At 70.5% G+C, this 19,288-nt stretch carries 21 protein-coding genes; 16 read left to right on the forward strand and 5 right to left on the reverse strand.

Features of this window, described 5'->3' with window-relative positions:
• Nucleotides 1-75: 75 nt before the first annotated feature.
• From ACK4TT_RS06320 to mmcB, 5 genes are all read left to right on the forward strand, one after another.
• Nucleotides 76-624, forward strand: coding sequence for a hypothetical protein (locus tag ACK4TT_RS06320; protein ID WP_409637953.1), 549 nt, complete (start codon nucleotides 76-78; stop codon nucleotides 622-624).
• Nucleotides 617-1,018, forward strand: a complete 402-nt coding sequence (locus ACK4TT_RS06325; protein WP_409637951.1) for a metallopeptidase family protein — start codon at nucleotides 617-619, stop codon at nucleotides 1,016-1,018. Before ACK4TT_RS06320 ends, ACK4TT_RS06325 begins: the two co-directional genes overlap by 8 nt.
• A gap of 160 nt (nucleotides 1,019-1,178) precedes the next feature.
• Entirely contained in the window at nucleotides 1,179-2,306 is a 1,128-nt protein-coding gene (locus ACK4TT_RS06330) for a ferritin-like domain-containing protein (protein WP_409637948.1), read from the forward strand.
• Between the two features lie 179 nt (nucleotides 2,307-2,485).
• Nucleotides 2,486-2,986 carry a lipocalin family protein gene (locus tag ACK4TT_RS06335; protein ID WP_410212654.1) on the forward strand — a complete coding sequence of 167 codons (501 nt, stop codon included), beginning with the start codon at nucleotides 2,486-2,488 and terminating at the stop codon, nucleotides 2,984-2,986.
• Nucleotides 2,987-3,030: 44 nt separating this feature from the next.
• Nucleotides 3,031-3,486: a DNA repair putative endonuclease MmcB gene (mmcB, locus tag ACK4TT_RS06340; protein ID WP_409637943.1), complete on the forward strand. Its 456-nt coding sequence runs from the start codon at nucleotides 3,031-3,033 to the stop codon at nucleotides 3,484-3,486.
• A 359-nt stretch (nucleotides 3,487-3,845) separates the two neighbouring features.
• On the opposite strand, the gene ACK4TT_RS06345 is transcribed toward mmcB, so the two are convergent.
• From ACK4TT_RS06345 to ACK4TT_RS06355, 3 genes are all read right to left on the reverse strand, one after another.
• Nucleotides 3,846-4,181: an MmcQ/YjbR family DNA-binding protein gene (locus ACK4TT_RS06345; protein WP_410212655.1), complete on the reverse strand. Its 336-nt coding sequence runs from the start codon at nucleotides 4,179-4,181 to the stop codon at nucleotides 3,846-3,848.
• A 3-nt stretch (nucleotides 4,182-4,184) separates the two neighbouring features.
• The gene (locus ACK4TT_RS06350) at nucleotides 4,185-4,742 is read right to left on the reverse strand and encodes an ActR/PrrA/RegA family redox response regulator transcription factor (protein WP_409637937.1); all 558 of its coding nucleotides are present in this window, start codon (nucleotides 4,740-4,742) and stop codon (nucleotides 4,185-4,187) included.
• Between the two features lie 89 nt (nucleotides 4,743-4,831).
• A complete protein-coding gene (locus tag ACK4TT_RS06355) occupies nucleotides 4,832-6,196 on the reverse strand; it encodes an ActS/PrrB/RegB family redox-sensitive histidine kinase (protein ID WP_409637934.1) in 1,365 nt (454 codons plus the stop codon).
• A 63-nt stretch (nucleotides 6,197-6,259) separates the two neighbouring features.
• On the opposite strand from ACK4TT_RS06355, the gene ACK4TT_RS06360 reads away from it, so the two are divergent.
• The 3 genes from ACK4TT_RS06360 to ACK4TT_RS06370 all read left to right on the forward strand — a co-directional run bounded on the left by ACK4TT_RS06360 (nucleotide 6,260) and on the right by ACK4TT_RS06370 (nucleotide 9,212).
• On the forward strand, nucleotides 6,260-6,874 hold the full coding sequence (locus tag ACK4TT_RS06360) for an SCO family protein (RefSeq protein ID WP_409637931.1): 615 nt from the start codon (nucleotides 6,260-6,262) through the stop codon (nucleotides 6,872-6,874).
• 311 nt (nucleotides 6,875-7,185) lie between these two features.
• Nucleotides 7,186-8,457, forward strand: coding sequence for a polyhydroxyalkanoate depolymerase (locus ACK4TT_RS06365; RefSeq protein ID WP_409637928.1), 1,272 nt, complete (start codon nucleotides 7,186-7,188; stop codon nucleotides 8,455-8,457).
• A gap of 62 nt (nucleotides 8,458-8,519) precedes the next feature.
• A complete protein-coding gene (locus tag ACK4TT_RS06370; RefSeq protein ID WP_409637925.1) occupies nucleotides 8,520-9,212 on the forward strand; it encodes a M48 family metallopeptidase in 693 nt (230 codons plus the stop codon).
• Between the two features lie 145 nt (nucleotides 9,213-9,357).
• On the opposite strand, the gene ACK4TT_RS06375 is transcribed toward ACK4TT_RS06370, so the two are convergent.
• The gene (locus tag ACK4TT_RS06375; protein WP_410212656.1) at nucleotides 9,358-11,346 is read right to left on the reverse strand and encodes a transglycosylase domain-containing protein; all 1,989 of its coding nucleotides are present in this window, start codon (nucleotides 11,344-11,346) and stop codon (nucleotides 9,358-9,360) included.
• A 293-nt stretch (nucleotides 11,347-11,639) separates the two neighbouring features.
• On the opposite strand from ACK4TT_RS06375, the gene ACK4TT_RS06380 reads away from it, so the two are divergent.
• From ACK4TT_RS06380 to sugE, 8 genes are all read left to right on the forward strand, one after another.
• Nucleotides 11,640-11,984 carry a CC_3452 family protein gene (locus tag ACK4TT_RS06380; RefSeq protein ID WP_409637919.1) on the forward strand — a complete coding sequence of 115 codons (345 nt, stop codon included), beginning with the start codon at nucleotides 11,640-11,642 and terminating at the stop codon, nucleotides 11,982-11,984.
• A 325-nt stretch (nucleotides 11,985-12,309) separates the two neighbouring features.
• Nucleotides 12,310-12,864, forward strand: coding sequence for a F0F1 ATP synthase subunit delta (locus ACK4TT_RS06385; protein WP_410212657.1), 555 nt, complete (start codon nucleotides 12,310-12,312; stop codon nucleotides 12,862-12,864).
• A gap of 5 nt (nucleotides 12,865-12,869) precedes the next feature.
• Nucleotides 12,870-14,402 carry a F0F1 ATP synthase subunit alpha gene (atpA, locus tag ACK4TT_RS06390; RefSeq protein WP_409637913.1) on the forward strand — a complete coding sequence of 511 codons (1,533 nt, stop codon included), beginning with the start codon at nucleotides 12,870-12,872 and terminating at the stop codon, nucleotides 14,400-14,402.
• A gap of 32 nt (nucleotides 14,403-14,434) precedes the next feature.
• Nucleotides 14,435-15,307, forward strand: coding sequence for a F0F1 ATP synthase subunit gamma (locus tag ACK4TT_RS06395; protein WP_409637910.1), 873 nt, complete (start codon nucleotides 14,435-14,437; stop codon nucleotides 15,305-15,307).
• 18 nt (nucleotides 15,308-15,325) lie between these two features.
• Nucleotides 15,326-16,873: a F0F1 ATP synthase subunit beta gene (gene atpD / locus ACK4TT_RS06400; protein WP_409637908.1), complete on the forward strand. Its 1,548-nt coding sequence runs from the start codon at nucleotides 15,326-15,328 to the stop codon at nucleotides 16,871-16,873.
• Between the two features lie 6 nt (nucleotides 16,874-16,879).
• Nucleotides 16,880-17,143 (forward strand): ATP synthase F1 subunit epsilon, encoded by a 264-nt coding sequence (locus tag ACK4TT_RS06405; protein WP_409637905.1) that lies wholly within the window; start codon nucleotides 16,880-16,882, stop codon nucleotides 17,141-17,143.
• A gap of 100 nt (nucleotides 17,144-17,243) precedes the next feature.
• Nucleotides 17,244-17,867, forward strand: coding sequence for a hypothetical protein (locus ACK4TT_RS06410; RefSeq protein ID WP_409637902.1), 624 nt, complete (start codon nucleotides 17,244-17,246; stop codon nucleotides 17,865-17,867).
• Nucleotides 17,868-18,111: 244 nt separating this feature from the next.
• Nucleotides 18,112-18,432, forward strand: a complete 321-nt coding sequence (gene sugE, locus ACK4TT_RS06415) for a quaternary ammonium compound efflux SMR transporter SugE (RefSeq protein WP_409637900.1) — start codon at nucleotides 18,112-18,114, stop codon at nucleotides 18,430-18,432.
• Between the two features lie 44 nt (nucleotides 18,433-18,476).
• On the opposite strand, the gene ACK4TT_RS06420 is transcribed toward sugE, so the two are convergent.
• Nucleotides 18,477-19,238 (reverse strand): alpha/beta hydrolase, encoded by a 762-nt coding sequence (locus tag ACK4TT_RS06420; protein ID WP_409637897.1) that lies wholly within the window; start codon nucleotides 19,236-19,238, stop codon nucleotides 18,477-18,479.
• Nucleotides 19,239-19,288 lie beyond the last annotated feature (50 nt).

Genomic DNA, 19,288 nt, shown 5'->3' on the forward strand with positions numbered 1-19,288 from the left:
CGGAGCTTACGGCATGACGGGCGGGGGGCGGAGGAGGTGTTCCGCCGGGGCCGGGGCGGCTAGGATGGCGGCCGCATGACCATCCTCTACCCCGTCGCCGTAAACGCCGAGCAGGCCCTGTCGCGGCCCCTGGGCCGGGCCGCGCGCGAGAGCGAGGCGCGCCGCCGGGCCGGCGGGGCGGTGGCGTTCACGACCGATCCGGCGGGCCCGGCCTTCCCGACCCGCGAGGCGGCGCTGGCGGCCTATGGCGAGCGGCTGGAGGACGCCGGGCCGGAGGACCGCTACTGCCAGCTCGTGGAGCAGGTGGCGGCGGAAGCCGGCCGCGTCCCGGCCCCGGCCGAGGCCACCTGCGAGAACGGCCGCCGCTGGCCCGCCCCGCCGCCCAGGCCCAAGACGGTGTGGCGCCTCACGGTGTCGTACTGGCGCATCCCCACGGCCGAGCGGCCGCTCGACCCGCCGCAGGCCCGCCAGGCGAGGCGGGCGAAACAGGCGCTGGAGACCGAGACGCTCCGGGCCATCGCGCGGGCGCCCTTGCGGCCCGTGAAGCCGCAGCAGCCGCTGGACACCGGCCTCTTCGAGACCCGCCCGCCCGAGGCGCCGCACATCGTGATGCCCGATGAGTGAAGGCTCCTTCGGCCGCGCGCCCAGCCTGGACGACCTGGCCCTCATCGCCGAGCGGGCCTTCGCCGAGCTGCCCGAGGGCTTCCGCCGGCTGGCCGGCGAGGTGGTGTTCCGCGTGGACGACTTCCCGCCCGACGAGGTGCTGGACGAGCTGGGGATCGAGGACGCCTTCGGCCTGACGGGCCTGTACCAGGGCGTCGACCTGACGCGCCGGTCGGTGTTCGACGCGCCCCAGCCCAGCCGGGTGTTCCTCTACCGCCGCCCGATCCTGGACGAATGGGCCGAGCGGGGCGACGTGACCCTGGAGGAGCTGGTGACCCACGTGCTGGTCCACGAGATCGGCCACCACTTCGGCCTCTCGGACGGCGACATCGACGCCATCGAGGCGGCGGAATAGCGGCCGCCCCCCTCCACCGCTTCGCGGTCCCCCTCCCCCATGAAGGGGGAGGAAAGGAAAGTGACGCCGCCGTCATTTTAATTGACTGATCGCCGTTCAGCCGCCATCCTTGCCGGCTGACAGACGGGGCGGCATCAGAGCGCCCGACGGAGGAGAAGCCATGGCCGCGGACGGCAACATCACCAAGGACATCATCTACGACGCCGTCGCCCCCGACGACTTCGAGTCGATGCTGGAGCTGGACCGCTACAACGCGCGCTCCACGGCCTTCGACAAGATCATCAGCGCCACCCACGACCACTTCTGGGACCCGCTGGACCCCAAGTACATCGACTTCTCCACGCCCTTCGACATGGAGAACGAGATGATCCTGCCGGAGGACATGGTCGTCTCCCTGCAGACCAAGTACGTCTCGGACCGCCTCCAGGACCGCAAGGACCGCGTGCGGTTCGTCAACCAGTTCGCGCTGCGCACCTTCTCCTCCATCCTGCACGGCGAGCAGGGCGCGCTGAACCTGTCGGCCAGCCTGTGCCACGTGCTGAAGGACCAGGGCGCCCAGGAGTACGCGGCCAACCAGACCCGCGAGGAGGCCCGCCACGTCACGGCCTTCGCCAAGTACATCAAGGCCCGCTGGGGCCGGCCGGTGGAATGCGGCCCGACCCTGAAGGCCCTGCTGGTCGAGATCATCGGCAGCCCCGAGGTCTACAAGAAGATCATCGGCATGCAGATGCTGGTCGAGGGCCTGGCGATGGGCGCCTTCGCCACGGTCTTCAAGCTGACCAACGACCCGCTGGCCCGCCAGCTCACCCAGCTCGTGATGACCGACGAGGCCTTCCACCACAAGTTCGGGAAGATCTGGGCCGACCGGACCATCCCGCACCTGACGCCCCAGGAGCACGAGATCATCGAGACCTGGGCGGCCCACTGCTTCCAGACCCTGCTGTTCAACCTGGTGGGGCCGTCGCAGCAGCGCAGCCTCTACGAGGAGTTCGGCCTCGACCCCGACCGGGTGATCGCCGAACTGGCCGAGATCATCACCGACGAGAAGCGCCGCGAGGGGATGAAGGAGCAGACCAACATCTTCCGCGTGCTGGTGAAGACCCTGGTCAACGCCGGCATCATCACCGACCGGACGCGGGCGTTCTACGCCATGTACGTCGACCTGGACGAGCTGAAGTCCGAGGGCGAGGCCATGGTGGGCGACGAGATCGCCGAGGAGGGCATCAAGTTCCTCCAGGAGATCAACTTCAAGGACCGCGCCAAGCAGGTCCTGATCGCCGCCGAGTAGGGCTTTCTCTCAAGCCGCAAGACGCAGCGCCCGCCGGTCGGCCGATCGGCGGGCGTTCGCATTCCCGCAACAGAATCGCCGAACATTGGCCAAAGGGCGCCCGCGTCTATATGTAGCGCCGCGCGCCGCACGCGGGGCGTTCAGTTCGACACCAGACACGGGTATCGGTCCCCGGCATGATGAAGCGCCTGATCCTCGCTGCGGCCGCAGCCGCCCTCTTTGTGGCTGCGCCGGCGAGCGCCGAGCCCGAGAAGATCGAGCTCACCAAGATGATGGGCCGCTGGTACGAGGTGGCCCGGGTGCCCAACAAGCTGCAGGACGGCTGCGAGGCCGGCGCCTCGGACTGGACGCCGCGCGAGGGCGGCTTCGCCGTGGTCCAGCGCTGCTGGAAGGACGACGGCGGCCAGACCACCTGGAAGGCCAAGGCCACCGCCGATCCCTCCAACACCCGCATCAAGATGAGCTTCTTCGGCGGGCTGGTCAGCCAGGACTACCGGGTGCTGGAGCACCGCATCGACCAAGGCTGGCTGATCCTGGGCACCGCCAACGGCAAGTACGTCTGGCTGATGTCGCAGAAGCCCACCCTGCCGGCCGCCATCAAGGCCCAGGCCGTCGCCCGCATGAAGCAGCTCGGCTTCGACCCGGCGCGGCTGGAGTTCCCGGGCCCGCCGCGGAGCTGAAGCCCCGCTTGCATCCGGAACGTAGCCGGAACAAGCTAGAGGGCATGGACGTCTCCGTCACCGTCGTTTCCGTCTCGCGGCCCGAGACCACCGCCGCCGTCACGCGCGGGGCGGCCAGGTTCCTGACGGCGCTGGGCTATGCGCCGCTGGCGGAGGTCACCCTGCCGAACGGGCGGCGGGCCGACCTGATGGCGCTGGGCCCCAAGGGCGAGATCTTCATCGTCGAGGTGAAGTCGGGGGTCGAGGACTTCCGCACCGACCAGAAGTGGCATGAGTACCTGCCCTACTGCGACGCCTTCGCCTTCGCGGTGGCCCCGGAGTTCCCGCGCGACATCCTGCCGGAGGACCCGGGCCTGATCGTGGCCGACGGCTTCGGCGGGGCGATCCTGCGCGAGGCGCCGGTCACGCCGCTGGCCGGGGCGCGGCGCAAGGCGCTGACGCTGGCGTTCGGACGGCTGGCGGCGCTCCGGGCCGGGGGCGTGGAGGCGTTCGCGCTGTAGGGGGCGAGAACCACGGATTTCACGGATTGCACGGATGGCCGGCCACTCCGTGGGACTCCGCGGCCCTTTGAAGGAACCACGGAAGACACGGAAGACACGGAAAGCGCCGACGCCGTCCGTGTGGTCCGTGTCTTCCGTGGTCTGGTCCTTGTGAGTCGCCGCTTCGCGGCGGTCGGGGCGGTCGCGCTCCAGGCTCCCTCTCCGAGCTGCGCTCGGGGGGAGAGGGGGCGCACGGCCAATCCGTGGAATCCGTGAAATCCGTGGTGTCTTGTCGCCGCTGTGCCTGAGGCTCGCCCCCTCCACCGCTCGCTCTGCGGCGAGCGGTCCCCCTCCCGCCGCTTTGCGGGGGAGGTAGGGGCCTAGCGCTGTTCGGCCAGCCAGGGGCGGCTGGTCTTCTTCGGCACGACCATCGTCCAGGCTTCGACCACGAGGTCGGCGGTCTCGCGGGCGTCGAGGGCGGCGAGGTCGACGCAGGCCCAGCGCAGGGCGCCGGCGACGAAGGGGGTGAAGACCTCGGGGCGGGCCTCGAAGAGGAGCTCCTGATGGGCCCTGTCGAGCTTCATGATCACCCGGCCCCGCGCGGTCTGGACGAAGCCCCTGGTCCCCACCCGGAACAGGGGCTCGCCGCACCAGGCATCCTCCTCGGCGCCCGGCAGAGGCTGGGCCGCGGCGCGGACGTCCTCCCAGGTGGCCACGCTCTACCGGGGCGCGCGCTTGGCCAGGATCCGCTGGAGGGTGCGGCGGTGCATGTTGAGGCGCCGGGCGGTCTCGGAGACGTTGTGGTTGCAGAGCTCGTAGACCCGCTGGATGTGCTCCCAGCGGACCCGGTCGGCGCTCATGGGATTTTCCGGCGGGGCCGGGGCCTCGCCGCCCCGGGCCAGCAAGGCGCGGGCCACGTCGTCGGCGTCGGCGGGCTTGGAGAGGTAGTCCACGGCCCCGGCCTTCACCGCCTGGACCGCCGTGGCGATGTTGCCGTAGCCGGTCAGCATGATGATCTTGGCGTCGGGCCGGGCGTCGCGCACGGCCTCGACCACCTTCAGGCCCGAGCCGTCCTCAAGGCGCATGTCGAGCACGGCGTAGGCCGGCGGCCTGGCGCGCACCGCGGCGATGGCCTCGGCGACGCTGCCCACCAGGGTGGGCTCGAACCCCCGCTGCTCCAGCGCCCGGCCGAGGCGGGTGCGCAGGGGCGCATCGTCGTCGAGCACCAACAGGGACTTGTCGGGGAGCGCGGCGATGTCGGCGGAAAGATCGGTCATGCTAGGACCCCGGCTGGGGCTCCCTCACCTGATTATGCGGCAGTCTGTCGCAGCTAAACGCATCTTCGCAAGCTTGGCTGCGACATAAGTCAAACCGCCTCGACGGTCCGGCGGGGCCAGCGGGCCGAGACGACGGCGCCGCGCGGGCGGCCGTTCTGGAAGCTCACCTGGGCCCCCGTCCGTTCCAGCAGCGTCTTGGCGATGAAGAAGCCCAGGCCCATGCCGACATGGCCGGTGCGCCCGCCCGCCACCCCCTGGCGGCTGGTGACATAGGGCTCGCCGAGCTTGGCCAGGATCTCGGGGGAGAAGCCGGGGCCGTCGTCGCGCACCTCGATCGACACGCTGTCGGCGTCGAAGCGGGCGGTGACCAGCACCTCGGAGGCGGCGAAGTCCACGGCGTTCTCGACGAACGAGGTCATGGCGTGGGCGATCTCGGGCAGGCGGCGGATGTCGGGGGTCTTCACCCCCTTGGCGCCGGCGACGATGGCCTCGACGCGGACCCCCTTCACGTTCGCGTGCGGCTCGATGACCTCCTGGACGAGCTGGCGCAGGGAGAGCCGCTCGTGGACCTCGTCGGAGGCCTTGTCGGGCGTCTCGGTGAGGCGGCGCAGGATCTCGCGGCAGCGCTCGGCCTGGACGATCAGGAGCTCGGCGTCCTCCTTGCACTGGGGCGTGGGCGCCTCGCGGGCCATCTCCTTGGCGACGATGGCGATGGTGGCGAGCGGCGTGCCCAGCTCGTGGGCGGCGGCGGCGGCGAGCGCGCCCAGGGCCGACAGCCTCTGTTCGCGCGAGAGGACGGCCTGGGTGACGTCGAGGGCCAGCGCCATGCGGCCGGCCTCGGCGGCGGCCTGGCGCACGTAGCCGGCGATCAGGGCCATGCCGGCGATGTTGGCCAGGGCGGCGGCGTAGCGGTGTTCGAGGGTGAGGCGCGGGGCGGGGCTGAGCGGCAGGCCGAACTCGGCCAGCGCCAGGGAGGCCAGCGCGGCCAGGGCGCCCACGGCCAGGAGGGGGCCGCGCGGCAGGGTGGCCGCCGCCAGCGTCACGGGCAGGACAAGCAGCACCACGAAGGGGTTCGCGGTCCCCCCGATGAGGGCCATGAAGAGGGCGATCTGCACGACGTCGACGGCCAGGTGGCCGGCGGCCTCGCGGTCGCCCATCATCCGCTGCATGGGCTGGGCGACGCTGGTCAGCAGGTTCACCCAGGCGCCCACCCCGACCGTCGCCAGCGCCAGCGTCAGCGGCGGGTCGTAGCCGAGGCCCAGGATGAGCACGGCGAGCAGCAGGATCTCGCCCGTCAGCACCAGCCAGCGCAGGGCGACCAGGGTGCGCACCCGCAGACGGCTGCGGCGGACGTTGGCGCCGTCCCAGACGCCTTGCGCCGCCTGGGCCTGGGCCCTATCGAGGCCGTCAGGGTCCGACCTGGCCGTCGCCGCCTGCAAGGCCGGTGAAGCCATCTGGGACGCCATAGGGATCAGGTCCGCCCGGCGCGGCCGGGCCGCAAGGCAAGGGAAGCTCGCATGTCCAGGCGCGTCCTAGCGCTCGTCGCGGTCTTGGCTCTGGCGCTCGCCATCCTCACCGGTCTCGCCGTCAAACAGGGCGTCCTGGGGTCCCAGAAGGCGCAGACCGCCGCCGTCGGCGGGCCGTTCCAACTGGTCGACCAGACGGGCCGCAGCGTCGACGAGGACGTGCTGAAGGGCAAGTGGAGCGCGGTGTTCTTCGGCTTCACCCACTGCCCGGACATCTGCCCCACGACCCTGTTCGAGCTGGGCGAGGTGGAGAAGCAGCTCGGGGCCAAGGCGAACGATTTCCAGGCGGTGTTCATCTCGGTGGACCCCGAGCGCGACACTCCGGCGCAGGTCGCGGCCTATGTGAGGAACGACGCCTTCCCGAAGCGCCTGATCGGGCTCACCGGGACCCTGGCCCAGACGGACCGGGCGGCCAAGGCCTACCACGTCTACTACCAGAAGGTCGGCGAGGGCGACGACTACACGGTCAACCACGCCTCCTACACCTATCTGATGAGCCCCAAGGGGCGGTTCGTCTGCGTCCTGGCCTACGAGCTGACGCCCGAGCAGGTGACGGCCAAGATCGAGGCCGCCATGAAGGCCGGCCCCGACGCCACGAGCTGCTGAGGCGGCGCCCTCTCTCCTCCCCAATCGGGGGAGGGGGACCATGCGCCAGCATGGTGGAGGGGGCTTGCCGGAAGCGCCGAGCTCGTCGTTTGGCCCCCTCCACCGTCCTTCGGCCGGTCCCCCTCCCCCGACGGGGGAGGAGAAGGGGGGCGAGGTCCCGTGCCTGCCCCCTCACCAATCGCTCTTCCCCCGGGCTTGAGGCCGGGGTCGGCGATCGGTCCCCCTCCCGCCGCTTCGCGGGGGAGGCAAGGAAGGGGTGGACCTCGTTTACGCTTCGCGTGTTATGCTGCAGTGCACAATAAGGGGGCCCGATGCTCTACTCCCTCTATGAAGCCGGCTACTACGCCTCGACGCCGCTGCGGTTCGCCGCGCTGGCGAACCGGCAGTTCTGGAGCTCGCCGCTCAATCCGGCGGCCGACACGGACCTGGGCCGCAGGCTTTTCGCCGTCTCGGACCTCTACGCCAACCTGACCCGGCGCTACGGCAAACCCGCCTGGGGGATCGACAGCGTCGAGGTCGACGGCCAGCCGGTGCGGGTGCGCGCCGTGGAGGTGTGGTCGACGCCCTGGTGCAAGCTGACCCACTTCGTGCGCGACATGTCCGACATGCGCCGGGCCGGGCGCCGCGGCCTGGAGCCCGCGGTGCTGATCGTGGCGCCGCTGTCGGGCCACTACGCCACCCTGCTGCGGGGCACGGTGCAGGCCTTCCTGCAGGACCACGAGGTGTTCATCACCGAATGGGTCAACGCCCGGGACGTGCCGGTGCTGGAAGGCCGCTTCGACTTCCACGACTACATCGACCACGTGCGCGAGATGCTGCGCGTGCTGGGCCCGCGGCCGCATGTGGTGGCGGTCTGCCAGCCGGGGCCGCCGGTGCTGGCCGCCGCGGCCCTGATGAGCGAGGACGGCGAGGAGAGCCGCCCGGCCTCGATGACCTTCATGGGCTCGCCGATCGACGCGCGCCTGTCGCCCACGGTGACCAACCGGCTGGCCGAGGAGCGGCCCTTCGCCTGGTTCCAGTCGAACATGATCTACACCGTGCCCGGGCCCTATCCGGGCATGGGGCGGCGCGTCTATCCGGGCTTCGTCCAGCTCGCCAGCTTCATGTCCATGAACCTGGAGAAGCACCAGGAGGCGCACCGGCGCTACCTGGCGCACCTGATGGACGGCGACGGCGATTCCGCCGACAAGCACCTGGAGTTCTACGACGAGTACCTGTCGGTCCTGGACCTGACCGAGGAGTTCTACCTCCAGACGGTGGACGTGGTGTTCCAGCGCTACCTGCTGCCCAAGGGCGAGCTGGTCCACCGGGGCCGCCCCGTGCGGCCCGAGCGAATCGGCGACATCGGCCTGATGACCGTCGAGGGCGAGAACGACGACATCTCGGGCATCGGCCAGACGCAGGCCGCTCATGACCTGTGCTCCGGCATTCCCGCGGCGCTGAAGGAGGACTGGGTGCAGCCGCACGTCGGCCACTACGGCGTCTTCAACGGCAAGCGCTTCCGCGAGGAGATCTATCCGCGCGTGCGGGCGTTCGTCCGCCGCATGGAAGACGCCGCCGACCGGTCGCAAGCGGCCGCCTGACGCACTAGATTGGGGCGGTGAGTCCCTTCGGCCGAGGTTTCGCTGACGGAGACCGGCTGGAGGTGGCCGGAGCGGTGGTGCGCCTGCGCGTGCACCGCCGGGCCCGGCGCGTGTCGCTGAGGCTGGACCGCACCCGGCGCGAGATCGTGGCCACCGCACCCTCGCCGCGGCGCCTGCCCGAGGCGGCGGCCTTCGCCCAGGAGCGGGCCCAGTGGATCGCCGAGCGGCTGGCCGAGCTGCCGCCGGCCGCGCCGTTCCAGCCTGGGATGCTGGTGGACGTGTTCGGAACGCCGGTGCGGCTGGAGGCCGGATCGGGCCGGGCCCGCTGGATCGAACCCGAGGACGGCTCCACCCCGCGCATCGCCGCCATGGGCGAGGGCGAGGGCTACGCCCGGGCCGTGACGCTGGTCCTGAAGCGCCGGGCGCTGGCGGTGCTCACCGAGCGGACGGCGGTCCACTGCGAGGCCCTGGGCGTGGCGGTCCCGAAGGTCAGCGTGGCCGACGCCAAGTCACGCTGGGGCTCGTGCCGCCCGGCGACGCGGGGCCTGCCGGCCTCGATCCGCTATTCCTGGCGCCTGGCGCTCGCGCCGTTCGAGGTGGCCGACTACGTGGCCGCCCACGAATGCGCCCACCTGCTGGAGCTGAACCACGGCCCGCGGTTCTGGGCCCATGTGCGGACGCTGGTCGGCGACGAGCGCCGCCACCGGGCGTGGCTCAGGGCGGAAGGGGCCAGGCTGCACGCCTTCGGGCGGTAGGCCTCCCTCCCTTAATGGGGAGGGACAGCTCGCCGGAGGCGAGCAGGGTGGGGAGGCCAATCCCCGGGCTCCGCGTCCGGTCGACACTTCCCCACCCGTCTCGCTGCGCTCGCCACCCTCCCCACGAGGGGGAGGGAAGAGCTCGTCAGAACGGGACCTCTTCGCGCGGGCGCTGGCGGGCGGGCTGGTCGAACTCGGAGGGCGGGGGCCGGTCGCCGCCGCCGAAGAAGTCGGTGACGCCGTCGATAAGGTCGCCGATCGGGTCGGGTTCGGGCGGCGGGGGCGGCGTGCTTCCGGGGATGGGCTGGACCTTCAGCCGGGGCAGGGCCGCGGTCATGTAGTCCTTCCAGATGCCGGCCGGCGCGCCGCCGCCGGTCACCCGGCGCATCGGCTTGTTGTCGTCCTTGCCGACCCAGACGGCGGTGACGAAGCCGCCCGTGTAGCCGACGAACCAGGCGTCGCGGTAGTCGCTGGTGGTGCCGGTCTTGCCGGCGAGGTCGTAGCCCGGGACGTTGGCCCGCGCCCCGGTGCCCTGCTGCACCACCTGGCGCATCATCTGGTTCATGTAGGCGAGCGCCGGCTGGCCGATGACGGCCTGGCGGGGCGGGCGGTCCATGCCGTGGTCGTAGAGCACCCGGCCGGCAGCCGTGCGGATGCGCTCGATGCCGTAGCCCTTGGCCAGGAAGCCGCCGTTGGCGAAGGGGGCGTAGGCCTGGGCCATCTCCAGCGGGCTGACCTCGACGGCGCCCAGCGCCATGGAGGGGTCGAGCTGGATGTTCGAGGTGATGCCGAGGCGCCGGGCGGTGGCCGCGACGTTGGCGGTGCCGACCTCGTTGGCCAGGCGGGCGGCCACGGTGTTCACCGATTCCTGCAGGGCGGTCTGGAGCGTGATGGGGCCCAGGTACTGGCCGGTGTAGTTGCGCGGCTCCCAGTTGCCGATCCTGACCGGTTCGTCGACCACCGGGGTCTGGGGCGTGCGCCCGGCCTCCATGGCGGTGAGGTAGACGAAGGGCTTGAAGGCCGAGCCGGCCTGGCGCCTGGCCATGGTCGCGCGGTCGAACTGGGTCTGGAGGTAGTTGGTCCCGCCGACGTAGGCGCGGATGCGGCCCTCGCCGTCGATGGAGACCAGCGCCCCCTGCTCGACGCCCGAGCCCTTGGCGGCCTCGACGCCGCGCTGGATCGCCTGTTCGGCGGCGGCCTGGAGCGGCAGGTCGAGGGTGGTCTCGACCACCAGGTCCTCGGTGGGCTCGCCCACCAGGGCGCGGACCTGATCGTCCACCCAGTCGGTGAAATACTGGGCCCGCTGGTTGGCGAGCACGGGATTGACGCGGACCTTGGTGCGGAAGGCCTCGTCGCGCTCCTGGGGCGTGATGAAGCGGTTCTCGACCATCTCGTCGAGCACGATGGTGGCGCGGCGCGCGGCCCGGTCGGTGGCCGAGACCGGCGAATAGCGCGAGGGGCCCTTCATCATGCCGGCCAGCAGGGCGGCCTCGCCGAGGGTGAGCTTCTCGGCCGGCTTGCCGAAGTAGCGCTGGGAGGCGGCCTCGATGCCGTAGGCGCCGGCCCCGAAATAGACCCGGTTCAGGTAGAGCTCGAGGATCTGCTTCTTGGAGAAGCGGGCCTCCAGCCAGACCGCCAGGATCAGCTCCTGGGCCTTGCGGCGGTAGGTCTGGTTGGGGGTCAGGAACAGGTTGCGGGCGAGCTGCTGGGTGATGGTCGAGCCGCCGCGCAGGGGGCCGCCCTGGCCCCGGTGGGTCCAGTTGTAGACCTGGCTGCGGACGATGCCCCAGGGGTTGAAGCCGAAGTGCCAGTAGTACCAGCGGTCCTCGATGGCGATGAACGCCTCGGGCACGTACCTGGGCAGGCGGTCGAGGTCGACGGGCGGGGCGTACTGGCTGCCGCGCACGGCCACCAGCGCCCCCGAGCGGTCGAGGTAGGACACCGAGGGCTGGCGCTTGACGTCGTAGAGCGTCGAGGTGTCGGGCAGGTCGACGGCGAAGACCGCGAAGAACGCCACCAGGAAGATCAGGCCCCAGACGCCCAGCACGAGCACCCAGTAAATCAGCGCCTGCAGGGGCGAGCGTTTGTCGCGAGGGGGCCGCGATCCGCGACCGCCCTGTCCCGCATTGGCCATCTCTGCGTCGTCCTACCGAATTCGAGGCCGCCCCAGCCCGGCGCCTGCCATACCGTAGGGGAACGGAACGCCCAACAAGATTGACGAGACATGAACGGCGCGGGGGGTCTGCATTCCCGCATAGCGGCGTTGCGCAAATAGCGGTTGCGCGACCGATCTTAACACCGTTATCTTTACGTTGCTCAGTTCGTCGTGCGCCGCGGGTGGGGATACTCGCGGCGAATCCACTCGGCGGGCGGGGCCGGCGTCACCTGAGCAGGGCGCCGTCACTCCCCAAAACGCTGGAGGGCTCGATGAAGCTCCATACCTTCGCGGCTGTGTGCGCCGCTTTCACCACCCTGACCGCCGGCTCCGCCTTCGCGGCCGAGGCCGTCACCGCCAAGCTGCAGGCCCCGGTGGCCGAGAAGACCAAGTTCATCGCCGGCGGCGCGATGTTCGCCTGCGAGGGCGACACCTGCATCGCCACCGCGCCGACCTCGCAGACCTTCGCGACGTCGACCTGCAAGACCGTCGCCGACAAGGTGGGCCCGGTGGCCGCCTTCTCCGGCCGCAAGACCCTGGACGAGGCGCGCCTCGCCGACTGCAACGCCAAGGCCGTGGCCAAGGCCGCCGGCGGCGCCCAGCTCGCCAAGCAGTAAGCCTTCAAGTCTCCCAGCAGTCTCTAGTCGAGCTCTGTTGCGAACTGGGCCGCCGGGCTTCCCGGCGGCCCTTTTTCGTCCTGGGCTGGACTTTCGGCCAAGGTGACGTTGCGGCGCCTTTCCGGGCTTTGGGCGGGCTTAATTGCCGCCCCCCCGTCCCCCTCGGTTGCAGCGCAAAACATCGCGTGCTAACTGGCGCGCGGCTGACGGTCAGGGGTCTTTCGGACTTCTTGGCTCGCTGTGCTTTTTTCCAAGCACTTCCAAGCCTTTAGGCTGCCGCGGACGCTCCGTTGGCGGCACATGAAACGCACCGGGCGAGTTTTAAGTGGCGGACGACTCCAAGGCTACGAATGTGGGCGAACGATACGCCCAGGCCCTGTTCGATCTGGCGGCCGAGCAGAAAAAGGTCGCCGCGGTCGAGGCCGACCTGAAATCGCTGAAGGCCGCGATCGCCGACAGCCGCGACCTGCGCGTGCTGCTGGCCTCGCCCGCGTTCGACGCGGACGCCAAGCGCAAGGGCCTGACCGCCATCGCCGACAAGGCGAAGTTCGACGCGGTGACCAAGAAGTTCCTGGGCCTGCTGGCCGTCAACGGCCGCGCCTCGGCGCTGTCGGCCGTGATCGCCTCGTTCGAGCGCCTGGCGGCGGACGCCCGCGGCGCCGTCTCGGCCGAAGTCGTCACCGCGCTCCCGCTGTCGCCGGCGCAGGCCAAGGGCGTGGCTCAAGCGCTGCGCCAGGCCCTGGGCAAGGACCCCGAAATCACGACCCGCGTCGATCCCGCCCTCCTGGGCGGCATCAAGGTGAAGGTCGGCTCCCGCCTCTTCGACGCTTCGCTCCGTTCGAAGCTCGACTCCCTGAAATTCGCCCTCAAGAGAGCGTAAAGCCCATGGATATCCGCGCCGCCGAAATCTCGGCCATCCTGAAGTCGCAGATCGCCAACTTCGGCGAGGAAGCCGACGTCTCCGACGTCGGTTCGGTGCTGTCGGTCGGCGACGGCATCGCCCGCGTCTACGGCCTCGACAACGTCCAGGCCGGCGAGATGGTGGAGTTCCCCTCCGCCGGCGTGAAGGGCATGGCCCTGAACCTCGAGCGCGACAACGTCGGCATCGTGATCTTCGGCGAGGACCGCGCCATCCGCGAGGGCGACGAGGTCCGCCGCCTGGGCGAGATCGTGGACGTGCCGGTGGGCAAGGGCCTGCTGGGCCGCGTCGTCAACCCGCTGGGCGAGCCGATCGACGGCAAGGGCCCGATCAAGAACGTGGCCGAGCGCCGCCGCGTGGACGTGAAGGCCCCGGGCATCATCCCGCGCAAGTCGGTGCACGAGCCGGTGCAGACCGGCCTGAAGGCCATCGACACCCTGATCCCCGTCGGCCGCGGCCAGCGCGAGCTGATCATCGGCGACCGCCAGACCGGCAAGACCGCCGTGGCGATCGACACCATCCTGAACCAGAAGCAGATCAACGCCTCGGGCGACGAGAGCCAGAAGCTCTACTGCATCTACGTGGCCATCGGTCAGAAGCGCTCGACCGTCGCCCAGATCGTGAAGACCCTCGAGGAGCGCGGCGCCCTCGACTACACCATCGTCGTGTCGGCGACGGCCTCCGAGCCGGCCCCGCTGCAGTTCCTGGCCCCGTTCGCCGGCTGCGCCATGGGCGAGTGGTTCCGCGACAACGGCATGCACGCCGTGATCATCTATGACGACCTTTCCAAGCAGGCCGTCGCCTACCGCCAGATGAGCTTGCTCCTCCGCCGTCCGCCGGGCCGCGAGGCCTATCCGGGCGACGTGTTCTACCTGCACTCCCGCCTGCTGGAGCGCGCGGCGAAGCTGAACGAGGACAACGGCCTGGGCTCGCTGACCGCCCTGCCGATCATCGAGACGCAGGCCAACGACGTGTCGGCCTACATCCCGACCAATGTGATCTCGATCACCGACGGCCAGATCTTCCTGGAGACGGACCTGTTCTTCCAGGGCATCCGCCCGGCCGTGAACGTCGGCATCTCGGTGTCGCGCGTGGGCTCCTCGGCCCAGATCAAGGCCATGAAGACCGCCGCCGGCCCGATCAAGGGCGAGCTCGCCCAGTACCGGGAAATGGCCGCCTTCGCGAAGTTCGGCTCGGACCTCGACGTCGCCACACAGCGCCAACTGGCGCGCGGCGAGCGCCTGACCGAGCTCCTGAAGCAGCCCCAGTACTCGCCGCTGGCGGTGGAAGAGCAGGTGGTCAGCGTCTACGCCGGCACCCGCGGCTACCTCGACAAGGTCCCGACCGCCCAGGTCGGCCGCTTCGAGGCCGAGCTGCTCAGCCACATGCACGCCAAGCACCAGGACATCCTGGATGCGATCCGCACCAAGAAGGACCTCGGCCCGGTGGAAGACCAGCTGAAGGCCGTGCTCTCGGCCTTCGCCGAATCCTTCGCCTAAGCGCACGCGGACCCAGGAGCGAGTAGCCGGCGATGGCCAGCCTCAAGGAGATGCGCAATCGGATCGGAAGCGTGAAGGCCACGCAGAAGATCACGAAGGCGATGCAGATGGTGGCGGCGGCGAAGCTGCGCAAAGCGCAGGACGCCGCCCAGAACGCGCGGCCCTACGCCCAGCGCATGGCGGCCGTCATCGCCAACCTCGCCGCCGGCGTGTCCGGCGACGGGGCGCCGAAGCTGCTCGTCGGCGCCGGCTCGGACCAGCGCCATCTGGTGGTGGTGGCGACCTCGGACCGCGGCCTGGCCGGCGGCTTCAACTCATCGATCGTCCGCGCCGCGCGCGAGAAGATCAACAGCCTGTCGACCCAGGGCAAGGAGGTCAGCGTCCTGACCATCGGCCGCAAGGCGCGCGACCAGCTCCGCCGCCTGGCCGGCGACCGGCTGATCGAGTCCTTCGAGGCGGGCTCCAACCCGTCGCTGGCCGTCGCCGAGGAGGTCTCGGCCAAGGTCCAGGAGCTGTTCGAGGCGGGCAAGGTGGACGTCGTCCACCTGATCTTCTCGCAGTTCCGCTCGGTGGTCTCGCAGGTCCCGACCGTGCGCCAGCTCATCCCGGCCGAGGTGGCCGAGGGCGGCGCTTCGCTCGACCTGAAGGGCGCCAGCTACGAGTACGAGCCCGGCGAGGAGGAGATCCTCGAGACCCTGCTGCCGCGCAACGTCACCACGCAGCTCTTCTCGGCGATGCTGGAGAACCAGGCCGGCTTCTTCGCCGCCCAGATGACCGCGATGGACAACGCGACCCGCAACGCCGGCGACATGATCGCCAGCCTCACCCTGCAATACAACCGTTCACGCCAGGCGCAGATCACCAAGGAGCTGATCGAGATCATCTCCGGCGCCGAGGCGCTCTAGTCACCGAAAGAGCCCGCCATGTCTGAAGCTGCTGTCGCCAAGAAGCCCGCCAAGAAGGCCCCGGCCAAGAAGGCCGCCGCCCCGAAGGCTCCCGCCGCCGCCAAGGCCGCCAAGGGCGTCGCCACGGGCAAGATCGTCCAGGTCATCGGCGCCGTCGTCGACGTCGAGTTCGACGGCCACCTGCCGGCGATCATGAACGCGCTCGAGACCACCAACACCGACCAGCGGACGGGCCAGCCCTTCCGCCTGGTGCTCGAGGTCGCCCAGCACCTGGGCGAGAACACCGTGCGCACCATCGCCATGGACACCACCGAGGGCCTGACCCGCGGCCAGCCGGTGACCGACACCGGCGCCTCGATCAGCGTGCCGGTGGGTCCGGGCACGCTCGGCCGCATCATGAACGTCATCGGCGAGCCGATCGATGAGGCCGGCCCGATCAAGACCACCACCTATTCCCCGATCCACCGTGAGGCCCCGAGCTTCGCGGAGCAGTCCACCTCGGCCGAGGTGCTGGTCACGGGCATCAAGGTCATCGACCTGATGTGCCCCTACACCAAGGGCGGCAAGATCGGCCTGTTCGGCGGCGCCGGCGTCGGCAAGACCGTGACGATGCAGGAGCTGATCAACAACATCGCCAAGGCCTACGGCGGCTACTCCGTGCTGGCCGGCGTGGGCGAGCGGACCCGCGAAGGGAACGACCTCTACCACGAGATGATCGAGTCCAACGTGAACGTGGACCCGAAGAAGAACAACGGCTCGACCGAAGGCTCCAAGTGCGCCCTCGTGTACGGCCAGATGAACGAGCCGCCCGGCGCCCGCGCCCGCGTCGCCCTGACCGGCCTGACCCAGGCCGAGTACTTCCGCGACGTGGAAGGCAAGGACGTGCTGCTGTTCGTCGACAACATCTTCCGCTTCACGCAGGCGGGCGCCGAGGTGTCGGCGCTGCTGGGCCGCATCCCCTCGGCCGTGGGCTATCAGCCGACGCTGGCCACGGAGATGGGCAACCTGCAGGAGCGCATCACCTCGACCAACAAGGGCTCGATCACCTCGGTGCAGGCCATCTACGTGCCCGCCGACGACCTGACCGACCCGGCCCCGGCCACGTCGTTCGCCCACCTGGACGCCACGACCGTGCTGTCGCGCGACATCGCCGCCCAGGCCATCTTCCCGGCCGTGGACCCGCTGGACTCCACCTCGCGGATCATGGACCCGCTGGTGATCGGCGAGGAGCACTACCAGGTGGCCCGCCGCACGCAGGAGATCTTGCAGCAGTACAAGGCCCTGAAGGACATCATCGCCATCCTGGGCATGGACGAGCTGTCGGAAGAGGACAAGCTGACCGTGGCCCGCGCCCGGAAGATCCAGCGCTTCCTGTCGCAGCCGTTCCACGTGGCCGAGCAGTTCACCAACACGCCCGGCGCCTTCGTCGAGCTGAAGGACACCATCCGCTCGTTCAAGGCGATCTGCGACGGCGAGTACGACCACCTGCCGGAAGCGGCCTTCTACATGGTGGGCACCATCGAGGAAGCGGTCGCCAAGGCCGAGAAGCTGGCCGCGGAAGCGTAAGGACCGATGGCCGAAAAGCTCCACTTCTCGCTGGTCTCCCCCGAGCGCGAGCTCTTCTCGGGCCCGGTGGACCAGGTCGACGCGCCGGGGTCGGAAGGCGACTTCGGCGTCCTGGCCAACCACGCCCCGTTCATGACGGCGCTGAAGGAAGGCCAGGTCCGCGTTCACAATGGCGGCAAGATCACCGTGTACGACGTGCGCGGCGGCTTCGCCGACGTGACGCCGGAAGGCCTCACGATCCTGGCCGAGCACGCCTCGGAAGCTGCGTAACGAGGCGCCCGGCGCCGCGCCGCATCGTCGGCGCCGTCGGGTCTTGCCTCGGGCGCGAGCCTAAAGTTTGATGCCGGCCGAAAAGTCAGGGGAACCGTCCATGCGTATCGCCATCTCCAGCCTGATCCTCGCCGCTGGTCTCGCGACCGCCGCCCAGGCGCAGGACGTCGCCCAGCCCGCCGACCCGACCGCTCCGACGCCGGCCCCCGCGGCCGAGCAGCCGGCCGCGCCGGCTCCCACCCTGCCGACCACCGGCGACGGCGCGGCCGTGATCTCGGTCCTCGACAACATCTGCGTGCCCGCGGTGCGCGGCCAGAAGCTGGACGACCTGGCCAAGGCCCAGGGCTTCAAGCTGAACAAGCGCGACATGACCTGGTCGAAGCCGCTCGGCGGCGCCAAGGCCTATCAGGTCATCCTGTTCCCGCAGGGCTCGAACAAGGATTCCTGCTTCGGCGAGGTCCATTTCGCCATCGGCCAGGACGCCCCGATCACCCAGGCGCTGAACGTCTGGGCCTTCGTTCACCAGCCGCCGCTGGACCCGACCGCCAACTACACCCAGCCGGTCGACCCGGACGGCCTCACCCGCGTGCGCCGCTCGTGGGAGAACGTGCAGTCGAATTCGTCGACGGGCCTGAATATCTCGACCGTGCGCAAGCCGGACGGCAGCCCGGTCAACAAGGCCTACGACCTGGCCACCTTCCAGTACCAGGAACGCAAGTTCTAGGATCGGTTCCGACCCTGTCGCGACCCGAAGGCGCCGGCGACCCCCGGCGCTTTCATTTTGGGCTGTCTTCCCGTTGAGTGCGGGGCCGGGGGGATTTGCCGCAGAGGTCGCGGAGATCACGCGGAGGTCGCAGAGAGGCCGTGCGGCTCCGCCCTCTCCGCGGTCGGATTGGGTCTCGTTCCGCCACGACCGAACCGCCCGTTCTTCCTTGGCGCCTTCCGGCGTCCTCTTCCTGGAGCCCCTCATGGCGTGGGTGATCCTGTTCTTCGCCGGACTGTTCGAGGTGGGCTGGGCCATCGGGCTCAAGTCCACCGAGGGCTTCACGCGCCTTTGGCCGACGGTGTTCACGGGCGTCAGCCTCGTGGCCAGCATGGGCCTCCTGGGGCTGGCGGTGCGCAGCCTGCCGATCGGCACGGCCTATGCGGTATGGACCGGCATCGGCGCGGCCGGGACGGTGGTCCTGGGCGTGGTCCTGTTCAAGGAGCCGGCCACGGTGGCGCGGCTGGCCTGCGTGGGCCTGATCCTGGCCGGGATCGTGGGGCTTAAGCTGGTGACGAAGGAGTAGGGACCACGGGTTGCCTTCCCCCATCGGGAGAGAGGGCGGGCAGCTTAGGCCGCGGCGCGGGCGTCGGCTTCCAGCCAGGCGAGCGCGGCGTCCGCCACCCGCTCCCAACCCGGCTCGCCGATCAGCCAGTGGCTCATGCCGGGCATCGCCCGGAACGCCCCGCCGAGGCGCTTGGCGGTCTGGCGCACGGTGCCGGGCGGATGGACCAGGTCCCGCTCGCCGGCGAACACGAGCGTCGGGACCGGCAACGGCCCCGCGCCCACGCTGGTGGTCATGAAGGGGTCGAGCCACCAGTTCAGCACCTCGCGCAGCGCCCGCGCGCTCTCGGGGCCGACACGGGCGAGGATGGCCTCGCGCTCGCGCGGGGGCACGCGGTCGAGGCTGTGGCTGCGCATCAGGCCGCGGTCGGGGGCCACCGCGCCCGACCAGAACGGGTCGAGCAGGTTGACGCCCACGGCGGTGAACGCCTCCTCGATCGTGGAGCCCGGCACGCCCCAGGGCGAGGAGGGCGCCAGCAGCACCAGGGCGCGCGCGTCGATCCGCCGCGCCGCCATCTGGCAGACGAGGCCGCCCAGGGAGTGACCCACCAGCACCGGCCGCTCGGGCAGGCCCTCGCAGTAGCGCACGAGGTCGGCCGCGTAGTCGGCCATGGACAGGCCCGCCACGGCGCTGGTCTCGGCGTCCGGGCCATGGCCGCGCAGGTCGGGCGCGAGCACGCGCCAGCCCCGGTCCTCGAAGGGGCGCCTGAACCGCTCGAAGGCCCAGGCGCCGCAGAAGGCCCCGTGGACCATGACCACCGTCGTCATGCCGCCTCGCTCCCCCCGGAGCCGATCTGTCGGGGGACAGTCTAGACGGA

The organism is Phenylobacterium sp. (assembly GCF_046463815.1).
GTDB lineage: Bacteria > Pseudomonadota > Alphaproteobacteria > Caulobacterales > Caulobacteraceae > Phenylobacterium.

Coding starts and splice junctions, on each gene's coding strand:
- ACK4TT_RS06320 (WP_409637953.1), top strand. CDS start 76: ATGACCATCCTCTACCCCGTCGCCGTAAACGCCGAGCAGGCCCTGTCG.
- ACK4TT_RS06325 (WP_409637951.1), top strand. CDS start 617: ATGAGTGAAGGCTCCTTCGGCCGCGCGCCCAGCCTGGACGACCTGGCC.
- ACK4TT_RS06330 (WP_409637948.1), top strand. CDS start 1,179: ATGGCCGCGGACGGCAACATCACCAAGGACATCATCTACGACGCCGTC.
- ACK4TT_RS06335 (WP_410212654.1), top strand. CDS start 2,486: ATGAAGCGCCTGATCCTCGCTGCGGCCGCAGCCGCCCTCTTTGTGGCT.
- mmcB (WP_409637943.1), top strand. CDS start 3,031: ATGGACGTCTCCGTCACCGTCGTTTCCGTCTCGCGGCCCGAGACCACC.
- ACK4TT_RS06350 (WP_409637937.1), bottom strand. CDS start 4,742: ATGACCGATCTTTCCGCCGACATCGCCGCGCTCCCCGACAAGTCCCTG.
- ACK4TT_RS06355 (WP_409637934.1), bottom strand. CDS start 6,196: ATGGCTTCACCGGCCTTGCAGGCGGCGACGGCCAGGTCGGACCCTGAC.
- ACK4TT_RS06360 (WP_409637931.1), top strand. CDS start 6,260: ATGTCCAGGCGCGTCCTAGCGCTCGTCGCGGTCTTGGCTCTGGCGCTC.
- ACK4TT_RS06365 (WP_409637928.1), top strand. CDS start 7,186: ATGCTCTACTCCCTCTATGAAGCCGGCTACTACGCCTCGACGCCGCTG.
- ACK4TT_RS06375 (WP_410212656.1), bottom strand. CDS start 11,346: ATGGCCAATGCGGGACAGGGCGGTCGCGGATCGCGGCCCCCTCGCGAC.
- ACK4TT_RS06380 (WP_409637919.1), top strand. CDS start 11,640: ATGAAGCTCCATACCTTCGCGGCTGTGTGCGCCGCTTTCACCACCCTG.
- atpA (WP_409637913.1), top strand. CDS start 12,870: ATGGATATCCGCGCCGCCGAAATCTCGGCCATCCTGAAGTCGCAGATC.
- ACK4TT_RS06395 (WP_409637910.1), top strand. CDS start 14,435: ATGGCCAGCCTCAAGGAGATGCGCAATCGGATCGGAAGCGTGAAGGCC.
- atpD (WP_409637908.1), top strand. CDS start 15,326: ATGTCTGAAGCTGCTGTCGCCAAGAAGCCCGCCAAGAAGGCCCCGGCC.
- ACK4TT_RS06405 (WP_409637905.1), top strand. CDS start 16,880: ATGGCCGAAAAGCTCCACTTCTCGCTGGTCTCCCCCGAGCGCGAGCTC.
- ACK4TT_RS06410 (WP_409637902.1), top strand. CDS start 17,244: ATGCGTATCGCCATCTCCAGCCTGATCCTCGCCGCTGGTCTCGCGACC.
- sugE (WP_409637900.1), top strand. CDS start 18,112: ATGGCGTGGGTGATCCTGTTCTTCGCCGGACTGTTCGAGGTGGGCTGG.
- ACK4TT_RS06420 (WP_409637897.1), bottom strand. CDS start 19,238: ATGACGACGGTGGTCATGGTCCACGGGGCCTTCTGCGGCGCCTGGGCC.